At 66.2% G+C, this 20,375-nt stretch carries 17 protein-coding genes and 1 tRNA gene; 10 read left to right on the plus strand and 8 right to left on the minus strand.

Annotation, left to right across the window (positions count from 1 at the left end; genetic code table 11):
• Positions 1 to 169: 169 nt before the first annotated feature.
• The gene (locus P2G67_RS11005; RefSeq protein ID WP_275823000.1) at positions 170 to 952 is read left to right on the plus strand and encodes an EipB family protein; all 783 of its coding nucleotides are present in this window, start codon (positions 170 to 172) and stop codon (positions 950 to 952) included.
• A 32-nt stretch (positions 953 to 984) separates the two neighbouring features.
• Here the strand turns inward: P2G67_RS11005 and P2G67_RS11010 are convergent, their stop codons facing one another.
• The 3 genes from P2G67_RS11010 to P2G67_RS11020 all read right to left on the minus strand — a co-directional run bounded on the left by P2G67_RS11010 (position 985) and on the right by P2G67_RS11020 (position 2,877).
• Complete coding sequence (locus P2G67_RS11010; protein WP_275823001.1) at positions 985 to 1,350, minus strand: hypothetical protein; 366 nt, start codon at positions 1,348 to 1,350, stop codon at positions 985 to 987.
• A 75-nt stretch (positions 1,351 to 1,425) separates the two neighbouring features.
• Entirely contained in the window at positions 1,426 to 2,097 is a 672-nt protein-coding gene (locus tag P2G67_RS11015) for a bactofilin family protein (RefSeq protein WP_275823002.1), read from the minus strand.
• A gap of 39 nt (positions 2,098 to 2,136) precedes the next feature.
• On the minus strand, positions 2,137 to 2,877 hold the full coding sequence (locus P2G67_RS11020; protein ID WP_275823003.1) for an EI24 domain-containing protein: 741 nt from the start codon (positions 2,875 to 2,877) through the stop codon (positions 2,137 to 2,139).
• Between the two features lie 373 nt (positions 2,878 to 3,250).
• Between P2G67_RS11020 and P2G67_RS11025 the strand changes: the two genes are divergently transcribed.
• From P2G67_RS11025 to P2G67_RS11035, 3 genes are all read left to right on the plus strand, one after another.
• Positions 3,251 to 4,243, plus strand: coding sequence for an adenosine kinase (locus P2G67_RS11025; protein ID WP_275823005.1), 993 nt, complete (start codon positions 3,251 to 3,253; stop codon positions 4,241 to 4,243).
• A gap of 41 nt (positions 4,244 to 4,284) precedes the next feature.
• The gene (typA, locus tag P2G67_RS11030) at positions 4,285 to 6,117 is read left to right on the plus strand and encodes a translational GTPase TypA (RefSeq protein ID WP_275823006.1); all 1,833 of its coding nucleotides are present in this window, start codon (positions 4,285 to 4,287) and stop codon (positions 6,115 to 6,117) included.
• Between the two features lie 92 nt (positions 6,118 to 6,209).
• Positions 6,210 to 6,283: transfer RNA gene (locus tag P2G67_RS11035), tRNA-Gly, on the plus strand.
• A 34-nt stretch (positions 6,284 to 6,317) separates the two neighbouring features.
• Here the strand turns inward: P2G67_RS11035 and P2G67_RS11040 are convergent.
• A complete protein-coding gene (locus P2G67_RS11040) occupies positions 6,318 to 6,914 on the minus strand; it encodes a GNAT family N-acetyltransferase (protein ID WP_275823008.1) in 597 nt (198 codons plus the stop codon).
• Between the two features lie 45 nt (positions 6,915 to 6,959).
• Here P2G67_RS11040 and P2G67_RS11045 point away from each other — a divergent pair, with 45 nt between their 5' ends.
• Positions 6,960 to 8,579 carry a sensor histidine kinase gene (locus P2G67_RS11045; protein WP_275823010.1) on the plus strand — a complete coding sequence of 540 codons (1,620 nt, stop codon included), beginning with the start codon at positions 6,960 to 6,962 and terminating at the stop codon, positions 8,577 to 8,579.
• Entirely contained in the window at positions 8,560 to 9,114 is a 555-nt protein-coding gene (locus P2G67_RS11050; protein WP_275823012.1) for a DUF924 family protein, read from the plus strand. The genes P2G67_RS11045 and P2G67_RS11050 overlap by 20 nt, the downstream gene beginning before the upstream one ends.
• Positions 9,115 to 9,155: 41 nt before the next feature.
• Here P2G67_RS11050 and P2G67_RS11055 read toward each other — a convergent pair whose 3' ends face one another.
• On the minus strand, positions 9,156 to 11,579 hold the full coding sequence (locus P2G67_RS11055; protein WP_275823014.1) for a thiamine pyrophosphate-binding protein: 2,424 nt from the start codon (positions 11,577 to 11,579) through the stop codon (positions 9,156 to 9,158).
• Between the two features lie 199 nt (positions 11,580 to 11,778).
• Here P2G67_RS11055 and P2G67_RS11060 point away from each other — a divergent pair, with 199 nt between their 5' ends.
• Positions 11,779 to 13,470, plus strand: a complete 1,692-nt coding sequence (locus tag P2G67_RS11060; protein ID WP_275823016.1) for a thiamine pyrophosphate-binding protein — start codon at positions 11,779 to 11,781, stop codon at positions 13,468 to 13,470.
• A 110-nt stretch (positions 13,471 to 13,580) separates the two neighbouring features.
• On the plus strand, positions 13,581 to 13,985 hold the full coding sequence (locus P2G67_RS11065; protein WP_275823018.1) for a DUF3775 domain-containing protein: 405 nt from the start codon (positions 13,581 to 13,583) through the stop codon (positions 13,983 to 13,985).
• A gap of 16 nt (positions 13,986 to 14,001) precedes the next feature.
• Here P2G67_RS11065 and P2G67_RS11070 read toward each other — a convergent pair whose 3' ends face one another.
• On the minus strand, positions 14,002 to 14,865 hold the full coding sequence (locus P2G67_RS11070; RefSeq protein WP_275823020.1) for a universal stress protein: 864 nt from the start codon (positions 14,863 to 14,865) through the stop codon (positions 14,002 to 14,004).
• Positions 14,866 to 15,007: 142 nt separating this feature from the next.
• On the opposite strand from P2G67_RS11070, the gene P2G67_RS11075 reads away from it, so the two are divergent.
• Positions 15,008 to 16,378 carry a sodium-dependent transporter gene (locus P2G67_RS11075; RefSeq protein ID WP_275823023.1) on the plus strand — a complete coding sequence of 457 codons (1,371 nt, stop codon included), beginning with the start codon at positions 15,008 to 15,010 and terminating at the stop codon, positions 16,376 to 16,378.
• Between the two features lie 6 nt (positions 16,379 to 16,384).
• Here the strand turns inward: P2G67_RS11075 and P2G67_RS11080 are convergent, their stop codons facing one another.
• Together P2G67_RS11080 and P2G67_RS11085 are read right to left on the minus strand one after the other, a co-directional pair.
• A complete protein-coding gene (locus P2G67_RS11080; RefSeq protein WP_275823026.1) occupies positions 16,385 to 17,158 on the minus strand; it encodes a hypothetical protein in 774 nt (257 codons plus the stop codon).
• Positions 17,155 to 19,590, minus strand: a complete 2,436-nt coding sequence (locus P2G67_RS11085; protein WP_275823028.1) for a Lon protease family protein — start codon at positions 19,588 to 19,590, stop codon at positions 17,155 to 17,157. The genes P2G67_RS11080 and P2G67_RS11085 overlap by 4 nt, the downstream gene beginning before the upstream one ends.
• Positions 19,591 to 19,745: 155 nt before the next feature.
• On the opposite strand from P2G67_RS11085, the gene P2G67_RS11090 reads away from it, so the two are divergent.
• A complete protein-coding gene (locus P2G67_RS11090; protein ID WP_275823030.1) occupies positions 19,746 to 20,189 on the plus strand; it encodes a host attachment protein in 444 nt (147 codons plus the stop codon).
• Positions 20,190 to 20,375: the final 186 nt, after the last annotated feature.

A 20,375-nucleotide genomic window follows, 5' to 3' on the forward strand; every position in this document is an offset into this window, starting at 1 on the left:
GGCGAAGGGATTGAAAGTGGACAAGTCCTGTCGGGACGAAAGCGCAGTGTCATGGCAACTCTCGACCGCCGGCCGGTCGCGGGTAACCGGGGTTGCGGGAGGAACACTCGGGCTAGCCGCCCTGTTTCTGCTTGCGGCTCCCTCCGCTCTCGCGGCGGCAGCACCGGGCGTGCCTGGGTCACTGGAGGTGGTGACCGCAGCCATTGAGCCTCATCGCGCCGCCTACGACCTTTCCCTCGATCGGGCGCTGAGCAGCCCGGAGATCGCGTCTGCGGTGGGCCGCCTGGAGTTCGAGTGGGCCGACGTATGTTCCGGCTGGACGGTGCAGCAGCGCTCGCGTGTGCTGCTCGATCGCGCCGAGGGCCCGCGGGTCGACTTCGGCTGGACCCTGAACGCCTGGGAGGCCAAGAGCGGACAGCGCTACCGGTTCATCATCCGCCGCTTCTTCGACGGGCTCGAGACGGAAGAAACCCGCGGCGAGGCGGAACTGGGTGATGGGAATGGCCCCGGGCGTGCCCGTTTCGAGGATCCCAACGGCTTCGAGGTCGCGCTGCCGGCCGGCACGGTCTTTCCCACCGCGCACAGCCTGGAGATCCTGGCCCATGCCACGAAGGAAACGCTGCCGTTCTGGCGGCTCGTCTTCGACGGCTCGGGCGACGACGGTGGCCTTTCGGGTGTCTCGGTGCTGCCGGTGGCTGCCTATGCGCCTGGTGAGCGCGAACTTCCGCTGCCCGAGGGCAGCAGCGGTGCGGAACTGCTGGCCGATGAGCCGGGCTGGCGGGTGCAGCTTGCCTTCTTCTCGCCGGGCGAAGTGGACGCCCTGCCTTTACATGAGCAGACCCTAACCCTCTACGGCAACGGGGTCGCCGACAACCTGCTGTTCGACTATGGGGATTTCTCGCTGCGCGCGCGCCTGGTGGAGTTGGAAGCCTTGCCCGACCCGGGCTGCTGACCTCGGCCAGAGGCCGTCACCTTGACGCCGGACTACCCTGTAGCCGCACCGCCGGCCAGGTCCATGAGGCAGTCCTGCGGCGCAAGGGGATTGGCGCGCCCGTCGCGCGCCTCCAGGTGCACCACTTGGGAACCACTGTCGCCTTCATAGAGAAAGACGTCGAGCACGCAGTCCCCCCCACGGTACTGCCAGATCTCAGCTGGCTGGTCACGGCGCAGCACCGGTGGCTGCCCCAGCGTTTCCGCCAGGGCCGAGGGCGGCAGTCCGATCAGCTCTTCTGATCGGACGTCGAGGTTGGCCGGTGCGGCAACAGCCGCTTCCGACTGCCCCTCGGGGCCGGCATGCGGCACGCCGTTGGTCACACAGCCCGCCAGCAACAAGGCGGAGAGCAGGACCACGCTCTGCGCGATCCTGCCTCCATGCACTTGCTTGTTCGCTTTGCTGTTCACCGCCGCGACGCTGCTGCTGATGGATCAGGAAATTGCTGCTTCTTCTTCCTTGGCCGCCGGAGCGCTACGGCCATTGCCCCCGCCATTCGACGCCTTCTCCGCCTTGTTGGCTTGCGGCTTGGCCTTTCCGACGCTGTCGTCCTGCTCGCCGATGGTGCCGCGGATGCGTCCGCCGCGTTCCACCTCGATTTCCGCATAGCGCAGATCACCGTCGATCTGGCCCGTTCCGCGCAGCAGCAGGCGGTCGCGCACGGTCAGTTCACCGTCGAAGCTGCCGGAGATTTCCGCATAGTCCACGGTGGCTCGGCCCTTGAAGAGGCCGCTTTCCGCGATCTCCAGCACCAGCGCGCCGGTCAGATCGGCATGGACTTCGCCCTCGACCACCAGCTTCTCACAGGCCTGGATCTCGCCGGAGAGGCGGATGCCCTTACCTACGATGAGCTTCTTGCCCTCTCCTTCGGTCTTTTCCATCGACTTCTCCTGGCTGGCTGCGGCGGTCGGGGATTGTTCAGGGGCGCGGCGCGCCTGAGCAGGGCCGCCGGGCGACTGCGCCACGGGGCGGCTCACCGGCGGTACGGGCTGACGGTCGAGCACTGCCGAGGCATCGGGTCGGCTGGATCGGGGGGTGGGCGCCATACGGGGCTCCTCCGGATTGTGGGTTTCCTCGTCGTGACTGCTCTTCTTGCGTCCAAACATGCGTTACTTCCTCGTCTGGTCGTCGGTTGAACCAGCAGCCTACAGACCGACTCCCCCATCCCCGGACCGCTCCCGAACCCGAAGGGTCTGGAAGCGGTGCACCATGAAGGCCGTGGCCACGATCGGCATGACGAGGTTCACCAAGGGCACGGTGAAAAGCAGTGCTATGATGACCCCCGCCGCGAAGACACTTCCCCTGTTGCGTCGCCGCAAGGCCCGGACCTCCCCCGAGTCCAAGCGCCTGACCCCGGCGACCTCGAAATACTCCCGCCCGAGAAGATAGCCGTTCACTCCGTAGAAGACAAAGAGATTGAAGGGCGGAAAAAAGAGCAAAATCAGGTAGAGCGGCAAGGCGACAAGGTTCACGGCCACGGTCACCCCCGTAAGGCGGGCAGCGTCCCAGAGCATTTCCCGCCAAGGCTGGCTGCGCCCCTCCGGAAGCTGTGGATACCAGCGCCGCTCGACCGCCTCACAGATGGGATCGAGGAGCAGCGTCATCATGAGAACGGCCACAGCCGGAAACAGCAGGAAGGTGGTGACGAGCACGCCGCTGATCGCCGCGGCAGCATAGATCCACTCGATGGTCTCGAGCCAGAAGCCTTCCCAACCTCGGGCCTGGGCCCAGCCCACCAGGCCCTCGCCCAGCCAGGACAGCCCCAAGGTCGCACCGACCCAGAGCAGGCCGAACGTGAGAAGCGAAAGCCCCAGAGCCTGCCACAGCACGCGCCGCGCAGCGGGATCGGAAAGCTGGCCGAAGGCCCTCATCAAGTCGGAAAGCATGACGCCCGCAGCCTTACTGCCGCCGCCCTCGCCTTGCAAGTCGTCGTGCGACGGATCGGCGGCAGCACACACTCTCTCCAGCGGAGCCAGAGACCTCGTAGTTGATGGACCTGGGTAGTTGATGGACCTGGTCTTGCGCTCGGCGGACGGCACCGCCATCTACGTTGCACACGCGACTTATCGCGGGGAGTTCGTGCGGCTCGACATTACGCTGTCCTGACAGCGGACTGCGGCTTTCGGTGCACCGCCCGGCTTCTCGTGCGGGGCGGTCTTGCGTTCTTCGCAGGTGCAGCACACTGGACGCAAGCGGTCTGAGGCTGTATTCCTGCGCCCCGCGAAAATCCTGACAGCACAGCATTCAAGGGAGGCGCGCATGCGGAATGAGCCGCTCGACGTCGTGGGTATCGGTAATGCCATCGTCGACGTCCTGGCCCAGGCAAGCGACAGCTTCGTCAAGGAACAAGACCTGCCGAAAGGCTCCATGACCCTGATTGACATGAGCAGGGCGGAGCACCTCTACGGCGCCATGGGACCCGCCACCGAAGTGTCCGGAGGCTCCTGCGCCAATACCATGGCCGGCCTGGCCTCGCTCGGAGGCTCCGGCGGTTTCATCGGCAAGCTTCGCAACGATCAGCTCGGCGGCATCTTCCGCCACGACATTCGCGCCACGGGGATCGAGTTCACCAGCGACGCGGCGACCGACGGTCCACCGACAGCGCGCTGCCTCATTTTCGTGACGCCGGACGCCCAGCGCACCATGGCCACTTATCTCGGCATCTCCGTGCAGCTCGGTCCCCAGGACGTGGACCATGAGCTCATCAAGCGCTCAAAGGTGCTCTATCTTGAGGGCTATCTGTGGGACAGCCCCGACGCCAAGCAGGCCTTTCTGGAGGCGGCCGAAACCGCCCGCGCCAGCGGCGCCAAGGTGGCGCTGACTCTGTCCGACCCCTTCTGCGTCGACCGCCACCGCGAATCTTTCCGCGATCTGGTGGACGGGCACGTGGACCTGCTGTTCGCCAACGAGTCCGAGATCGTCTCGCTCTATGAAAGCGCGGATTTCGACGAGGCGCTGCAGCACGTGCGCGGCCACTGCGAAGTCGCGGCGCTCACCCGCAGCGAGAAGGGTTCGGTGGTGCTCAAGGGGGACGAGGTGCACGTGGTGGACGCCATCCAGGTTGGCGATCTGCTCGACAGCACCGGCGCCGGCGACCTCTATGCTGCCGGCTTCCTCTATGGCTACACCCAGGGCCGCGATCTGCACGAGTGCGGTCGTCTGGCCTCCCTCGCGGCCGGTGAGGCCGTGAGCCACCTGGGACCGCGCCCGGCGCGATCCCTTTCCGATCTCGCTGCGAAGTACGGTCTCTGAGGACCGGGCACGAGAAAGCACCCTGCTGGAGTAAACGGCGCGTGACCAACGCCCTGCGCAATATCGCTATCATCGCCCACGTCGACCACGGAAAGACCACCATGGTTGACCAGTTGCTGCGCCACTCGGGCGCGGTCCGCGCCCATCAGCAGGTGGCCGAGCGTGTCATGGACTCCGGAGATCTGGAGCGCGAGCGGGGCATCACCATCCTCGCCAAGTGCACCTCGATCGAGTGGCAGGGCACGCGCATCAACATCGTCGATACTCCAGGCCACGCCGACTTCGGTGGTGAGGTGGAGCGCATCCTCTCCATGGTCGACGGCGTGCTGTTGCTGGTCGACGCCTCGGAAGGGCCGATGCCCCAGACCAAGTTCGTCACCATGAAGGCGCTGGCCCGTGGGCTGCGCCCGATCGTGGTGGTGAACAAGGCCGACAAGCCGGACGGGCGCCCCTTTGAGGTGCAGGACGAGGTCTTCGACCTCTTCGCCGCACTCGACGCCAACGAAGAGCAACTGGATTTTCCCACCCTCTTCGCATCGGCCAAGGAAGGCTGGGCGGTGACCGATCCCGCCGCGCCGCGGGACGCCGGCATGACCCCGCTGTTCCAGGCCATCGTTGACCGGGTGCCGGCACCGACCGAGAAGAGCGACGGCCCCTTCCGCATGCTGGCCACCACCCTGGAGATGGACCCCTATCTCGGCCGGGTGCTGACGGGCCGCATCCACTCCGGCGTTGCCAAGCAGAACATGACGGTGCGTGCCCTGTCGCGCGACGGCAAGCTGCTGCAGGAGGGCCGCCTGACCAAGCTGCTGGCCTTCCGCGGCCTGCAGCGCGTGCCGGTGGAGCGTGCCGAAGCCGGCGACCTCATCGCCGTGGCCGGGCTCGATGGCGCGACCGTGGCCGACACCCTCTGCGCCCCCGAGGTGAGCGAGCCGCTCCCCTCCCAGCCGATCGATCCACCCACCCTGGCCATGACCTTCTCGGTCAATGATGCGCCGCTGGCCGGCCGCGAGGGCGACAAGGTCACCAGCCGCATGATTCGCGACCGCCTGATGCGCGAGGCTGAAGGCAACGTCGCCATCGAGATCAAGGAAACCGAGGAGAAGGACGCCTTCCAGGTGGCCGGCCGCGGCGAATTGCAGCTCGGCGTGCTGATCGAAACCATGCGCCGCGAAGGCTACGAACTCTCCATCAGCCGCCCGCGCGTGCTCTTCAAGAACGAGAACGGCCAGCGTCTTGAGCCGGTGGAAGAGGTGCAGGTCGACGTCGATGAGGAGTTCGCCGGCGTCGTGGTGGAGAAGCTGAGTCAGCGCCGCGCCGAAGTGCAGGAAATGCGCCCCTCCGGCGGCGGCAAGCAGCGCCTCGTCTTCCTCGCCCCCTCGCGCGGCCTCATCGGCTACCATGGAGAGTTCCTCACGGACACTCGGGGCACCGGCATCATGCACCGCCTCTTCCACGGCTACGCGCCCTACAAGGGACCGCTGCAGGGTCGGCGCAACGGCGTGCTGATCTCCAACGCCGGCGGCGCCGCCACGGCCTACGCGCTGTGGAACCTGGAAGAACGCGGCGTGATCTTCATCTCCCCGGGCGACCAAGTCTATGAAGGCATGGTCATCGGCGAGAACGCCCGCGGCAATGACCTGGAGGTTAACCCGCTGAAGGCCAAGCAGCTCAGCAACGTGCGCGCTTCGGGCAAGGACGAGAGCATCCGCCTGACCCCGCCGCGAACCTTCGCCCTGGAGCAGGCGTTGAGCTACATCGAGGACGACGAACTGGTCGAGGTGACGCCTCAGTCCATCCGCCTGCGCAAGCGCCTGCTCGACCCGCACGAGCGCAAGAAAGACCAGCGCCGTCGCGAAGCCGAGGCAGGTTGAGACACGCAGGAGCGGGTGCTGCGTAGCCTTGCGCAGCACCGCTTCGGAGCCCTTGCGCGGCGCCGAGGCTCGGTGTAGTCAAAAGACGCGCGGCGGGTGTAGCTCAATGGTAGAGCAGCAGCTTCCCAAGCTGACGACGAGGGTTCGATTCCCTTCACCCGCTCCAAGGTTCAACGCCTGCGTACACCGGTAACGGGCAGTCACGCACCGGTCCGCACCAGCAGCGCCACCTCCTTCGTCCCATCGTCATTCTCCTGCCGCCCCACTTCGGTGAAGCTCAGGCCGGCGTGGAAGCGCAAGGAAGGCTCGTTGCGTGGGCGCAAGTTGACTTCGCAGCAGAGCGGCCGGCCCGCCGCCCGCTCCATCGCTACCTTGTAGAGCGCGCGGCCGGTGCCGCTGCCGCGGGCGCTTTCGGCCACGACGATTCGATCGACATAGAGGAAGGCGTCGTATCGCTTGGCGAACCAGCGATAGTTGATGCTGTCGTAGGCCAGCCCCGGCCCCATGGCCAACATGAAGCCCTGGGGCTCACCGACCGGCCCCAGGGCCAGGGCCGCCTCGCTCTGCGCCACCAGATCTTTCAGGCGCGCGGCATCAAGCCTGTTCACTGTCGGCACGGCGGCGTTGTTGAGCTGCAAAACCGTCTCGAGATCATCCGACTCCAATGGCCGCACCGGGCAGGATTGCCGCATCGCTGTAGTTTCCTTCTGCATTGATTTGCCAGCGCAATAAAAGGCCTCATCGGGGAAGGCAAGCCGCTTGCCCATGCGCGAATTGAAGGTGCGAGGCTCGCGCATTTGTGCTTTCCTTCCGCCAAGGGAAGAAGGGAGCAGCCTGGGGATTTGAAACCGTCGAAGAAGGGTGCGATCAACCAGCGCTTAGCCCAGCCGGCGACGCTGATGGAGGAGCGTTTCCGGGATTTCCTGGAAACCAGCGCCGACTGGTTGTGGGAAACAGACCTGGAGCAGCGCTACACCTTCTACTCCGGTGGCGGCCCGATGGAGCTGGGCCAGCGGCCGGAAGGGCGTTTGCGGCGCGATTTGCTGCAGGAGATCGGGGTCGAGCCCAAGGATCTGCCCGAGACCATCGCCAGCTACATGGTCGAGGAGCGGCCTTTCCGCGATCTCGAATACCACTTCGACCGGCCAGACGGCTCGCGCGTCTGGGTGCGCCTCTCAGGCAAACCGGTCTACGATCGTGAAGGGCGGCTCGTGGCCTATCGCGGCAGCGCGCGCAACGTCACCGACGCCAGGATTGCCGAGCACCAACTGGCCGAACGCCATGCACGCTATCAGTCCATCTTCGCCAACGCCGTCGAGGGCATCTACCGCACCGCGATGGACGGGCGCTATCTGGAGGTCAATCCAGCGCTGGCGCGCATGCACGGCTTCGACAGCGTTGAGGAATTCCTGCAGACTTTTCCCTACAGCATCGACATGTACGCCGACCCACGCGATCGCGGCCGCGTGGTGCGACTGGCCATGCGCCGCGGCGCCCTGCGCGGTTTCGAGGCCTACGCGCTGCGCCGCGACGGCAGCCGCTTCCTCATGTCGGAAACCTGCTGGCCGGTGTACAGCCCCAACGGCCGCATCCTCGGCTTCGAGGGGCTGGTGGAGGACATCACCGATCGCAAGCGGGCGGAACAGGCGCTGGAGCAGGCGCGCAACGAGGCCCTGGAGGCAAGCCGTGCCAAGTCAGACTTCCTGGCCCACATCAGCCACGAGCTCCGTACGCCGCTCAACGCGGTGATCGGCTATTCCGATGCCATGCTGGCCCAGCTCTTCGGACCGCTGGGCAATGACCGCTACGAGGAATACTGCCAGCACATCCGCGACAGCGGCCTGCACCTGCTTTCGATCATCACCAACATCCTCGACCTCTCCAAGGTGGAAGCGGGCCAACTGGTGCTGCGCCCGGAGGACTGCGATCTGGTCGAGGCCGCCCAGTCAGCCCTGCGCCTGGTGGAGCACTTGGCCCATGAGCGTGGGGTGCGCGCCAGCCTGCGTGACATGCCCGAGTTCCTGCCCTTTATCGGCGACCCCCTCGCTGTGCGGCAGATCCTGGTCAACCTGCTGTCCAACGCCATCCGCTTCACGCCGCCGCCCGGCCGCGTCTGGCTGACCGGGAGGCAGAGGGACGGACAGTGCCAGATCTCGGTGATCGATGAAGGCATCGGCATGACCCAGGATGAGATCTCCCAAGCACTGCTGCCTTTCCGCCAGGTCGACAACCCCATGACCCGCAGCGCGGCCGGAACGGGCCTGGGCCTGTCTCTGGTCAAGGGACTGGCCGAAGCGCATGGTGGAAGCCTCGAGATCCAGAGCAGACCGGGCCAGGGTACGCGCGTGACCATCACCCTGGGTGCGCTCGAAAGCATCAAGACCATTGCCAGCAGCCCCGCCCGGCCGCCGGCAGCCACCGACACCCCAGCGGAGAGCGACAATGAACAATCCAGCGCATGACCCGGAGCAGGTGCTCGCTTTCTGGTTCGCGCCGGGACGCGAGGTGCAGTGGTTCGTGCGGTCCGACGCCTTCGATGCTCAGGTGGAAGAGACGCTGGGCTCCGCCTATCGCCAGGCGCAGGAGGGTGGGTTCAACCATTGGGCGCGCGAGGCGCGGGGCGCCCTCGCCCTGATCCTGCTGCTCGACCAGGTACCACGTCAGTTGCATCGAGGCTCGCCGGAAGCCTTTGTCTGCGACGCCCGAGCGCGCACGATCACCGAGGCAGCCCTTGCCGCGGGCCAGGACCAGGAGCTTGGACCGGCTGAGCGACTGTTTCTCTATCTACCTCTGGAGCACAGCGAAGATCTCGCCGATCAGGAGCGGGCGGTCGCCCTGATCTCGGCGCTGGGCGATGACGAGTGGACGCGCTACGCCGTGATCCACCGCAACATCATCGCGCGCTTCGGCCGCTTTCCCCACCGCAACGCCGCCCTCGGCCGACAGACGACGGCCGAGGAAGCCGCCTTCCTGCAGGAGCCGGAGTCCAGCTTCTGAGATTGCGATAGCGTCCCGTCGTCGCGAAACGACGGTCCGCTCTATCCGCGCAGCCGCTGCACCAACGCGGCTGCGCAGGCATCGAGGATGGCGTCGCGGTCCAGGCCGTACTCGCGATAGAGGTCGAGAAGGTCGCCGGACTGGCCGAAGTGCTCCACGCCCAGCGACTGCACCCGGTGACCGCGCACCGACCCAAGCCAACCCAGCGTCGCCGGGTGACCGTCCAGGACCGTGACCAGTCCCGCATCCGGCGCCAGGGGCGCCAGCAGCCGGTCGGCGTGGCAGGCGGCGTCGGGCCGGCCAGCCTGGCGGGCGCGGGCGGCGGCGGTCCACTCAGCGTTCAAGCGGTCGGCGGAGGTGACCGCCAGCAGGCCGGCGCCCGGCACCTCTTCAGCGATGGCTTCCCAGGCCGCCAGCGCCTCGGGCGCCACCGCGCCGCTATAGACGATGGCGAGTTCCGCGCCCTCCGCCGGGGGCTTCAGCCAGTAGCCGCCGGTGATGATCTGCTCGCGCAGGGTGGCATCGATATCGCGCTCCGGCTGCTCCAATGGGCGGGTTGAAAGGCGCAGATAGACGGAGCCACCCTTCTCATCGCGCAGCCACTGCGTACCCGGAAGCGCATCATGCCCTGGATGGTCCGGCCCGCGCTGCAGATAGTCGAAGGACCAACCAAGGATGGCGGCCAGTTCGTCGGCAAAGGCCGGCTCGAAGGCGGCCAGACCGTCCTGCGACATGCCGATCAGGGGCGTGCCCACAGACTGGTGCGCGCCACCTTCCGGCGCCAGGCTGATGCCCGAGGGCGTGCCCACCACGATGAAGCGGGCTTCCTGATAGCAGGCGTAGTTGAGGGCATCGAGGCCGCGCTGGATGAAGGGGTCGTAGAGCGTGCCGATCGGCAGCAGGCGGGTGCCGAAGAGCGAATGCGACAGCCCCAACGCCGCCAGCGCCAGGAAGAGGTTGTTCTCGGCGATGCCCAGTTCGACATGCTGCCCCTGGGGCGACATGGCCCAGCGCTGAGCCGAGACCACCTTCTCCGCCTTAAAGACGTCCTCGCGCGGATGTCGGTCGAAGATGCCGCGGCGATTGACCCAGGCACCGAGATTGGTGGAGACGGTCACGTCCGGCGAGGTGGTGACGATCCGCTCCGCCAGCGGGCTGTCCTCACGCGCGATCTCGCCCAGGATCCGGCCGAACGCCTCCTGGGTGCTCATGCGATGGCCCTCGGGCTTGGGCAGGCTTTCCGGCACCGGCACATAGTCGCCCGGATAGCGCCGCTGCCCCCGAGCGTTGAAGGGCACCTGATCGAGGAAACCGCGCAGCTTTTCCTCTGGGAGGGAGAGGCCGGAGAAGGGCTCCCACTCCCGCCCCTCCGGGACACCCTGGCGCCGCTGGAACTCCGCCATCTGCTCCGGATTCATCAGGCCGGCGTGGTTGTCCTTGTGGCCGGCGAAGGGCAGGCGGAAGCCCTTGACCGTGTAGCAGATGAAGCAGGTCGGCTTGTCGTCCTCGATGCTGTGGAAGGCCTCCAGCACGGCCTCGAGATCGTGGCCGGCGAGGTTGGTCATCAAGGCTTCCAGCGCCGCATCGTCCAGCTCGTCCAGCAGGGCCCGAATACCGGGCAGGTCGCCCAGGTCGGCCAGCAGATGCTTGCGCCATCCCGCGGCGCCGGTGAAGACCAGCGCCGAATAGAGGCTGTTGGGGCAGTCGTCTATCCACTGGCGCAGCGCATCGCCGTCGGGGCGCTTGAAGGCCTCGTGCAGCAGCTTGCCGTACTTCAGGGTGACGACCCGCCAGCCCATGGTGTCGAAGAGCTTGTCGATCTGGCCGAAGAGGCGGTCGGTGACCACGGAATCCAGACTCTGGCGGTTGTAGTCGATCACCCACCAGACATTGCGCACGTCGTGCTTCCAGCCCTCGAGCAGCGCCTCGTAGACGTTACCCTCGTCGAGCTCGGCATCGCCCACCAGCGCCACCATGCGCCCGGGCTCCTGTCCCTTGGGCAGCAGGCCCTTCATGTCGAGGTAGTCCTGGGTGAGCGAGGCAAAGCTGGTCATGGCCACGCCCAGGCCCACGGAGCCGGTCGAAAAGTCGACGTCGTCCTTGTCCTTGGTGCGCGAGGGGTAGGACTGGGCGCCGCCGAAGGCGCGGAAATCGCGCAGAGCCTCCACGTCCTGATTGCCCAGCAGGTACTGGATGGCGTGGAACACCGGGCTGGCGTGCGGCTTGACCGCGACCCGATCCTCCGGGCGCAGGACGTTGAAGTAGAGCGCCGTCATCATCGCCGACATGGAGGCGGAAGACGCCTGGTGCCCGCCAACCTTCAGGCCGTCGCGGCTGTTGCGCAGGTGATTGGCCTGATGGATTGTCCAGGTCGACAGCCAGAGCACCTTACGCTCCAACTCGCCGAGCACTTCCAGCTCTTCCTTGCGCGCGGGTTGATCAACGGCGGACAGGGCCGTGGACATAGCAGAGGCCTCCAGGGGCGTTGGCAGATGGCGGCGATCATAGTGAAAGCCAGGGCCGGCGGCAAACCCACCTCATGTACTTTTCCTGCACTGCAAATGATCTTTACGCAATTTTCGCAAAAGCACCCAGAGGACTGCCTTTGAGGACAGCCCCTGTCGTGGCAGGCTGAATGGGGAATCCAGACACGAGGGAGTCGTCATGAACCAACTCACGGGTGCCGAGGCCACGGTGCGACTGCTGCAGCATCACGGGGTCGAAGTGATTTTCGGGCTCTGTGGGGACACCTCCCTGCCCTGGTACGACGCGCTCTATCGGCTCGACCACGGCATGCGCCACGTCCTGACCCGCGATGAGCGCTCCGCCGGCTATATGGCCGATGTCTATGCCCGGGTCAGCGGCAAGATCGGTGTCTGCGAGGGACCGAGCGGTGGCGGCGCGACCTACATCCTGCCGGCCGTGGCCGAGGCCAATGAATCCTCCGTGCCACTGCTCGCCATCACCAGCGATATCGGCGTCGGTGCACGCGGGCGCTATGCCCTGACCGAGCTCGACCAAGAGGCTCTCTTCCGTCCTGTCACAAAGTGGAACGCAGTGATCGACAGCGCCGGGCGCCTGCCGTCGCTGATCCGCCGTGCCTTCAAGGAAGCGACCGGCGGGCGTGGTGGTGCCGTGCATCTGGGGCTGCCCTTCGACGTGCAGAAGGCACCGGTGGAGGCCGACACGGTCTGGGCCGACAGCCGCTTCGGCCAATTTCCCACTGAACGCAGCGGTGCGGATCAGCAGGCGGTGGAAGCGGCCGCCGAGGCAATACTGGCCGCATCGCGCCCCATCATCCTCTGCGGCGGCGGCCCCGTGCTTTCGGGCGCGGAAGCGGAAGTGCAGGCGCTCGCCGAACTGCTCGCCGCGCCCGTGGTCACGTCAGTCAGCGGTAAAGGCAGCCTGGCGGAAACCCATCCCCTGGCCGCCGGCGTGGTGGGGAGCAACGGCGGCTGCGTCGAAACCCGAGAGCTGCTGGACAGCGCCGACCTGGTCGTGATGATTGGCTGCCGGGCCGGCTCGGTCACCACTGAGCGCTGGCGTCACCCGGCCCCCGGCACCAAGATCGTCCACATCGACGCCGACCCCGCGGTGCCCGGTGCCAACTACCGCCCGGAAGCCGCGGCCATCGGCGATGCGCAGCGCGTTCTGCAAGCACTGCTGCCGCTGCTGCGCGAAGCCCTGCCAACGTCCCGGGACTCCTCGCAGGTACAGGCGCAGGTGGCAGAAGTCAGGGCGACTAAGTTCGCCCGCTTCCAGGAACTGGCAAACTCAAGCCAGCGTCCGATCCGGCCGGAAGCCGTGGTGCATCACCTGCGCGAGCTCCTGCCGAAGGATTCCGTGGTCGTTGCCGACCCCGGCACGCCCTGCCCCTACTTCTCCGCCTACCTGGAGCAGGAGGAACCCGGTCGCCGCTTCATCAGCAACCGGGCCCACGGCGCGCTCGGCTACTCGCTTTCCGGCGTGGTCGGCGCCTGGTTCGCCCGGCCGCAGGCCAAGTGCGTTGCCGTCATGGGCGATGGGAGCTTCGGCTTCACCGCCGGTGAGATGGAAACTCTGGTGCGCCTCGGCGCCCCAGTGACCCTGATCGTCTTCTCCAATGCCAGCTTCGGCTGGATCAAGGCAGGCCAGCATGCCGGTTTCGGGGAGCGCTACTACTCGGTCGATTTCGACCGCACCGACCACGCCCGGGTCGCCGAAGCTTTTGGTCTCAAGGCCTGGCGCGTGGAAGACCCCGCCGAACTGCGCGGTGCGCTTGCGGCGGCATTGGAACAGGGCGGGCCGACGCTGGTTGATGTGGTTTCCCAGCCCCTGCATGAGGCCGCCGCTCCGGTGACGGAGTGGATTGCCTGAGGCGGTAGCGAGGCAGATGCAGGCTATTGCGGCAGGTCAATGCCGGGCAGGCGGCGGGAGCGGAAGATCAATGCGCTGCTTACACGGCTCTGTAATCGGGAACCGCGCCCATGCTTACCATCCCTCTCGAAAAGGTCTGCTACATCATCGTCAAGGCACGGGAGTTCGATGAGAAGGAACCCATTGTCGACCCGGACGAAGGCTCCAACCCCAGCGACGACCGCGCCATCGACATCCTGGAGGATCAGCCCGACGACCCGACGGGCGAGGAACTGAGCGGGGCGATCATCGGCCTGAACGAGGATGAGCAGATCGACCTCGTGGCCCTGGCCTGGATCGGGCGCGAAGACTACACCGCCCAGGAATGGGAGGAGGCGCGCCGGGAAGCGGCGGACGTGCGCGACAAGCACGTCCCCGACTACCTGCTTGGCATACCGCAGTTGGGCGATCTTCTGGAGGAGGGCTTGGCGGCGCTGGGCTTTTCCTGCACGGAATACGAGATGGGCAGGCTGTAGGCCGTCTCCTCACCACTCAGTGCGCCATGAGCACAGGCACCGGGGCTTCAGCCAAAAGGCGCCGGGTAACGCCGCCGACCACAAATTGGCGCAACCGACTGTGGCCGTAGGCGCCCATCACCAGCAGGTCCGCGTGCTGGGCCGACACTTCCTGGAGCAGCGCTTCACCTGCTGGCCGGCCTTCGGGCAGCTCCACAGCCTCGGCCTCGATGTGATGGAGGGCAAGCCGTCGCGCCGCAGCCCGGGGGTCGGCGCTTCTATCAGCCTCCGCAACACTCAGCACCCGCACCGCCTTGGCACGCTTGAGCAGCGGCAGCGCAGCAGTGATCGCCCGCGCCGCCTCGCGCTTGCCGTTCCAAGCCACCACCGCCCGCTCGCCGATCCGCCCCGTATAGTCCGGGGGCACCACCAGAACCGGGCCACCGACCTCGAAGAGCGCCGTCTCCAAGCTCGAGGCTGCACTCCCCTCCTTCTCCGGATCGGGGCGAGCGATCATCACAAGGTCGAACAAGAGACCGCAATCGACCAACATCTTTTCCGGCCGGCCCTCTATCATGCGCCAAGCCGCGCGCCCGCGGCGCGGCTCCTGCTCCCCGACATCGCGCACCGGCAGATCGGCCGTCTGGCAGGCTTCCTCGAAGAGCCGGCGCGCTTCCGCTGCCTGCACCTCGCCTTGTTCACGGATCTCGGTCATGACCCGCGTCACCATGGCACCGGTCATGCCGTCGCCCATCAAGGGAATGGCGTCGCGCGGGTCGGGCCGCACATGCAGCACTTCAAGGTAGGCATCGTGACGCTGAGCCAGTTCGAAAGCCGCCCGCACCACGGCAGAGCTGCTCTCGTCGCCTTCCACGAGCGCCAGAATGGACGCGATGGACATGTCGACACATCCTTCCATTAATGTTCGGATAACAGCATGCAGGCGCTGTGATCGCTTGCCTTGAGACAGATCAAGTGCCAAGCGAAAGAGCAGGCCACACTGGCCGCCCCCTGCTTCACCATCATCCGATCAGGCTTCCTGCATGAGCGCAACGCCCTCCCCGATGCAGCCACCCGGCTCTCCTCGTGAAGAGTGGAGCACGAAAACGGCCTTCATACTTGCCACCCTGGGCTCCGCCGTCGGGTTGGGCAACATCTGGCGCTTTTCCTACGTGGCCGGAGACAATGGCGGCGGCGCCTTCCTGCTGGTCTATCTCGGCGCCGTGCTGCTGCTCGGGCTGCCGTTGCTGCTGGCGGAGTTCTCACTGGGCCGAAGCTCAAAGGGGGATGTGGTCCAGGCCTTCCGGCACGCGGCGCCGCGCAGCCCGCTGAGGCATTTCGGCATGCTGGCCGTTCTGGGATCGACGCTCATCCTCAGCTACTACTCGGTGATCGCCGGCTGGACGCTCAGCTATCTGACGGACTACCTGCTGGGCCTGCTGCTGCCGCAACAGACGGGAGACCACGGCGAGCGCTTCCAGAGCCTCATCGCCGATCCCATCGAGCCGCTCTTCTGGCATTTCCTTTTCATGGCAATCACGGTTTGGGTCGTGATGGCCGGCGTGCGCGGCGGCCTGGAGCGGCTCAGCCGCCTCGTCATGCCCTTGCTGGGCGTGACAGTGGTCGGACTGGCGATCTACGCCATGAGCCTGCCCGGTTCAGCGGCCGGCGTGGCCTTCCTTCTGTCCCCCGACTGGTCCGCCCTGTCCGATCCCGCGGTCTATCTGGCTGCACTGGGCCAGGCCTTCTTTTCCCTCAGCCTCGCCATGGGCGTGCTGGTCACCTACGGCGGCTATCTCGGCCGCGAGCATCGCCTGCCTTCGGCCGCCGGGGCCGTGGCCACAGGCGACGTGCTTTTCGCCATCATCGCCGGGCTTGCCATCTTCCCGGCGGTCTTTGCCTTCGGCATGGCGCCGGCGCAGGGCCCGGTTCTGGCCTTCGTCGTTCTGCCGCAGGTCTTCTCGACCATGCCCGGCGGCAGCGGCGTGGCGCTGGCCTTCTTCTTCCTGCTGGCAGCGGCCGCGCTGACCTCTGCCGTGTCACTTCTCGAAGTGCCGGTGGCCTGGGCGATGCGGGTGCTTGCGCTGTCCCGGCGCCAGGCGACGCTGGTGCTGGGTGCAACCGTTTTCCTCCTCGGCGTTCCCTCCTCACTGGGCTTCGGCCCTTGGGAGTCAGTGCAACTGGCCGGGCGCGGAATCCTCGATACCATCGACCACGTCGTCTCAAACTTGCTGCTGCCAGTGGCCGGCACTGGACTTGCCCTGCTGGTCGGCTGGGTCTGGTCCGAGCGCGAGGCAATCGCGGAAGCGGACCTGGTGGAAGGTTTCTGGGCCCGCCTCTGGCTCATACTGCTGCGCTACATCATCCCCTGCGCCATCTTGCTGATCCTGCTGCGCTCACTGGGCCTGCTTTAGACAGTCTCACCCCTCCGTATCGCTGGAAACCAGCAGCAGGGGGCAGGTCAGACGCCGCAAGGCAAGACGCAGGGCGCGCACATGCTCCGGGCCGGCCCCGCCTGGCAGGTCTGCCACCAGGAGGCTGGCGCGCGCACGTTCGGCCAGGTGGACACCGGCCAGCAGGCTGTCGAAACCGCCGGCCGTGATCTGTACGTCCATCCCGGCCGCCCCGGCCAGGCGCTTCAGGCTCGGCAGCAGGGAATCAGCGATGGCCTGACTGGAGAAGCTCGCCACCAGCGGTCCCGGTGCGGCGCCGCCGCGCAGCGGCGACAAGAGGAAACCGGCGGTGTGCCGCAGGCATTCCAGCATCGCGGTCGCTTCTGTGCGGTCCTGCAGCAGCGCAAGCGCTCCCGCAGAGAAAACCAGATCCTCCCGTCCTGCACGACGTAGGGGGTCGAGAGGATGTCCGCGCAGAACCTCCAGCGGCACCGGCCGCCCCAGTTGCTCGCCCAGCCCGGCCAGGGCGCGGCGCACGGCAGCCTCCTGTCTCCGCGCCCGCGCCGCCAATTCCGCTGTCTCCAAGTGACGCGGCCGGCCCGTCACCGCGCCCAATTCTGTGCTGAAAGCCAACGCCGCCAGATCGTAGAGCGCCGCCTCCTCGACCAGGACACCCGTGACCTCGGCTTCGAGCGAATGGGCAAGCCCCGCCATGCGCGTCAGCATGGGGCCGGAATCGCTCTCCTCCGACAGGCTCAGCAACAGGCGCCGCGGTCGCCAGAATTCGCCCGCGGGGCTCATGATGCAGAACCTCCGCTGTTCCTCTCGCCCTGTTTTCCGAACTCCAGCCGACGCCGCGCCATGGCGATCAAGCGATCTTCCACAAGGCGATTAACGCTGTCCGGGGGGAAAAGACCGTCCTCGCCTCGCTCACCGGCTAGACGCCCGGTCATGAGTTCCATCACCTGGTCGAGATGCTCGGCGGCATAAACCGCAAAACGTCCGGCGGCACAGGCCTCGACCACCTCCTCTCGCAGCATCAGGTGCTGCACGTTGGCCTGCGGGATGATGACACCCTGTGTCCCGCTCAAACCACGGGCGGCGCAGAGTTCAAAGAAGCCCTCGATCTTCTCGTTGACGCCGCCGATCGCCTGCACCTCACCATGCTGATTCACTGATCCGGTGATCGCCAGATCCTGGCGTAACGGCAATTCGGCAATGGCGGACAGCAGGGCGCAGAGCTCGGCCGTCGAGGCGCTGTCGCCATCGACACCGCCATAGGACTGTTCAAAGACCAGGCTGGCGGCAAGGGACACCGGCCAGTCCCGGGCATAGCGGGCCGTCAGCAACCCGGAGAGGATGAGCACGCCCTTAGAATGCAAGGGGCCACCCAGCTCCGTTTCGCGCTCGATATCCACCAGCTTGCCACTGCCCAGTCGCACCCGCGCAGTGATGCGGCTCGGCCGGCCGAAAGCAATGCGCCCCAAGGAGATGACGCTGAGCCCGTTCACTTGGCCCACCCGAGTGCCTTCCGTGTCGACCAGCAGGATGTTTCGCAGGGTGGCTTCACGGCTCTTGTCCCGCAGGCGGTCGAGGCGCCGGATTGCCGCCTGCTCTGCGCGGACGACATGGCGGTCAGTGATGGTTGAAGCCGATTCCGCGCGGGCCCAGTGATCAGCTTCGCGCGCCAGATCGGCGATGGGGCCCAAACGCACCGAGAAACGCTCGGCGTCCTCTGCCAGTCGGCTGGCGTGTTCCAGCAGGCGCGCCACACCATTCCGATCAAATGGCAGCAGCGCCTCGCGCTCAACCAGGCCGGAGATCAGGCGGGCATAGTGCTGGGCACTGGCTTCGCTGCGTGTCACCTCCTCATCGAAGTCGACCGCAACTTTGAAGATTTCCTGAAACTCGGGATCGAACTGACACAGGAGGTGATAGACCATCCGATCTCCGAAAAGCACGACCTTGGCGGAGAAGGGGATGGCTTCCGGCTCGAGTGAGACAGTCGAGAGCAGGCTGAGGTGTTCGGCCAGGGATTCGATCACGATCCGGCCGTTTCGCAGGGCACGCTTCAAGGCTTCCCAGGCCAAGGGCTGAGTGAGAATTCGCCGCGCATCCAGCAGGAGATAGCCCCCGTTGGACCGATGGAGCGCGCCGGCCTTGATCAGGAGAAAGTCGGTAACCAACGCACCCATTTGCTGCAGGTGCTCGATGCGGCCGACCAGGTTTGGCAAGGTGGGATTGTCCTCGCGCACCACCGGCGCACCGGTGGATGCATGGCCGTTGGAGACGATGACATTGACCTTGTAGCGGCGCAGCTCCGGCGCATCGGCGCGTTTCTGCTGTGGCTCCTCCTCGCCGCCTGATGGCAACAGCATGCCTGCGTTTTCCACAAGGTCGGCACGCACCGAATCGATGAATGGGACGACGTCGGGGAGATCCGCGAAGGCTGAGCGCAGATCCTCCAGAGCATGATCAACCGCCACCGCCGCAAACTCACGATTGAGTTCGCGCAGCTGCTCGCGACGCTTCTTGTCCAGGCGCGGGATACGCTCAAGGACAATACGCAAGGAGTCCTGCAGTTCGCTGATGGCTGCTTGCGCGGCAGTGCGCTCTCCCTCAGGCCAGGCATTGAACGCTTCCGGTTTGACCACCTGGCCGTCGCGCATGGGCGCCAGCGCAAAGCCCATGGGCGTGCGCAACAGCGCCACGTCGCGCTCCGCCGCTTCCTTACGCAATCCCTCGAAAGCCTCTTCCTGAGCTTCCTCGAACTCCTCATCGATGGCGCGGCGCCGGCGACGATACTCGTCGCTCTCGAACACCCCGGGCAGGGATCCGAGCAGATCCTCGATCACCGTCGTCATACCATCCCGCAAGGCTATGGCGCGACCGGTGGGCAGGCGCAGCGCGCGTGGGCGCTGCGCCAGTTCGAAATCATTCACATACACCCAGTCGTCCGGCGCCGGTCGCGAACCGGCCAGACGGTTCAAATAGGCTTCGATGGCCGTGTGCCGCCCCGTCCCCGACGCCCCCATAACGAAGAGATTGAAGCCGCTGCGCTCGATCGCGGTGCCGAACTCCACAGCCTCCAACGCCCGGTCCTGGCCCATGAAACCGTCGAGCGGCTCCAGCTCCGCTGTCGTTTCGAAAGAAAAGAGCTCCGGCTCACAGCGGGACCGCAAACGTTCGGCGGTGAGCGGCGAGAGAGGAACCGTGACCGTGGAACTGGGCATACCAAACCTCTGTTTGCGGAAGAGGAACGCACCTGGACAGCCTGCCAGCTCAGTCTGCATCGCGTATTGCGGCAGATCAAAGGCCGGCGGTCACTATGCCGCAAGAATCGCACAGGTTGTGCAAGCCATTCGAACACAAAGCAAAGGGGCCTGTCATGTTACGCCGCGGTACGACTTGGTTGCTTGTTGCAGATGGCGCACGAGCGCGCACCTTCTCCCGTCAAGAACCAAGCAAGCGTCTCAGTGAGCTCGATGAGGGCAGCTTCACCGGCAACCGCTCCCACTCCCGCGACCTGGGCAATGAGCGCCCGGGACGCACCCACGACAGCGCAGGGCCGGGACGCCATGCCATGGAGCCGCCCAGCGATCCGCACGACCTAGCCGAACAGTCCTTTCTGCGCGAGGTGGTCGAATGGCTGGAGGAGAAGGAGAAGTCCGGGGCTTTCGACCAATTGATCGTCGTTGCCGCCCCCCGCGCGCTTGGCGAGCTGCGCCGCCTCTTTTCCAAGTCACTCTCAGCAAGGATCTTGGCCGAACTGGATTCCGACCTGACGCACGCCGATGCGCGCGAAGTGGAAACGCGCACCGAGGCATTGTGATTGCCTGCGCTTCCGTTCAATCCAGTCGAGCTTGGCTCGCTCCGCGCCAAGCGTTGCGTTGGGTGTAGGCGTCGACCTGCGCTCGCAGCGCACAACGACCGAAAATAGTAGAAATCACTGCCACAGTGATACAAAATAAGCACAAATGAATGGCCCCGGCCGCGTGCAAAGCAGAGGCGGTACCGG

The sequence above is a fragment of the Aquibaculum arenosum genome, assembly GCF_029222965.1.
GTDB classification, from domain to species: Bacteria; Pseudomonadota; Alphaproteobacteria; order Kiloniellales; family DSM-21159; genus Aquibaculum; species Aquibaculum arenosum.

Coding starts and splice junctions, on each gene's coding strand:
- P2G67_RS11065 (WP_275823018.1), top strand. CDS start 13,581: ATGCTTACCATCCCTCTCGAAAAGGTCTGCTACATCATCGTCAAGGCA.
- P2G67_RS11015 (WP_275823002.1), bottom strand. CDS start 2,097: ATGTTTGGACGCAAGAAGAGCAGTCACGACGAGGAAACCCACAATCCG.
- P2G67_RS11080 (WP_275823026.1), bottom strand. CDS start 17,158: ATGAGCCCCGCGGGCGAATTCTGGCGACCGCGGCGCCTGTTGCTGAGC.
- P2G67_RS11060 (WP_275823016.1), top strand. CDS start 11,779: ATGAACCAACTCACGGGTGCCGAGGCCACGGTGCGACTGCTGCAGCAT.
- P2G67_RS11070 (WP_275823020.1), bottom strand. CDS start 14,865: ATGTCCATCGCGTCCATTCTGGCGCTCGTGGAAGGCGACGAGAGCAGC.
- P2G67_RS11085 (WP_275823028.1), bottom strand. CDS start 19,590: ATGCCCAGTTCCACGGTCACGGTTCCTCTCTCGCCGCTCACCGCCGAA.
- P2G67_RS11040 (WP_275823008.1), bottom strand. CDS start 6,914: ATGCGCGAGCCTCGCACCTTCAATTCGCGCATGGGCAAGCGGCTTGCC.
- P2G67_RS11075 (WP_275823023.1), top strand. CDS start 15,008: ATGAGCGCAACGCCCTCCCCGATGCAGCCACCCGGCTCTCCTCGTGAA.
- P2G67_RS11090 (WP_275823030.1), top strand. CDS start 19,746: ATGTTACGCCGCGGTACGACTTGGTTGCTTGTTGCAGATGGCGCACGA.
- P2G67_RS11025 (WP_275823005.1), top strand. CDS start 3,251: ATGCGGAATGAGCCGCTCGACGTCGTGGGTATCGGTAATGCCATCGTC.
- P2G67_RS11020 (WP_275823003.1), bottom strand. CDS start 2,877: ATGCTTTCCGACTTGATGAGGGCCTTCGGCCAGCTTTCCGATCCCGCT.
- P2G67_RS11055 (WP_275823014.1), bottom strand. CDS start 11,579: ATGTCCACGGCCCTGTCCGCCGTTGATCAACCCGCGCGCAAGGAAGAG.
- P2G67_RS11050 (WP_275823012.1), top strand. CDS start 8,560: ATGAACAATCCAGCGCATGACCCGGAGCAGGTGCTCGCTTTCTGGTTC.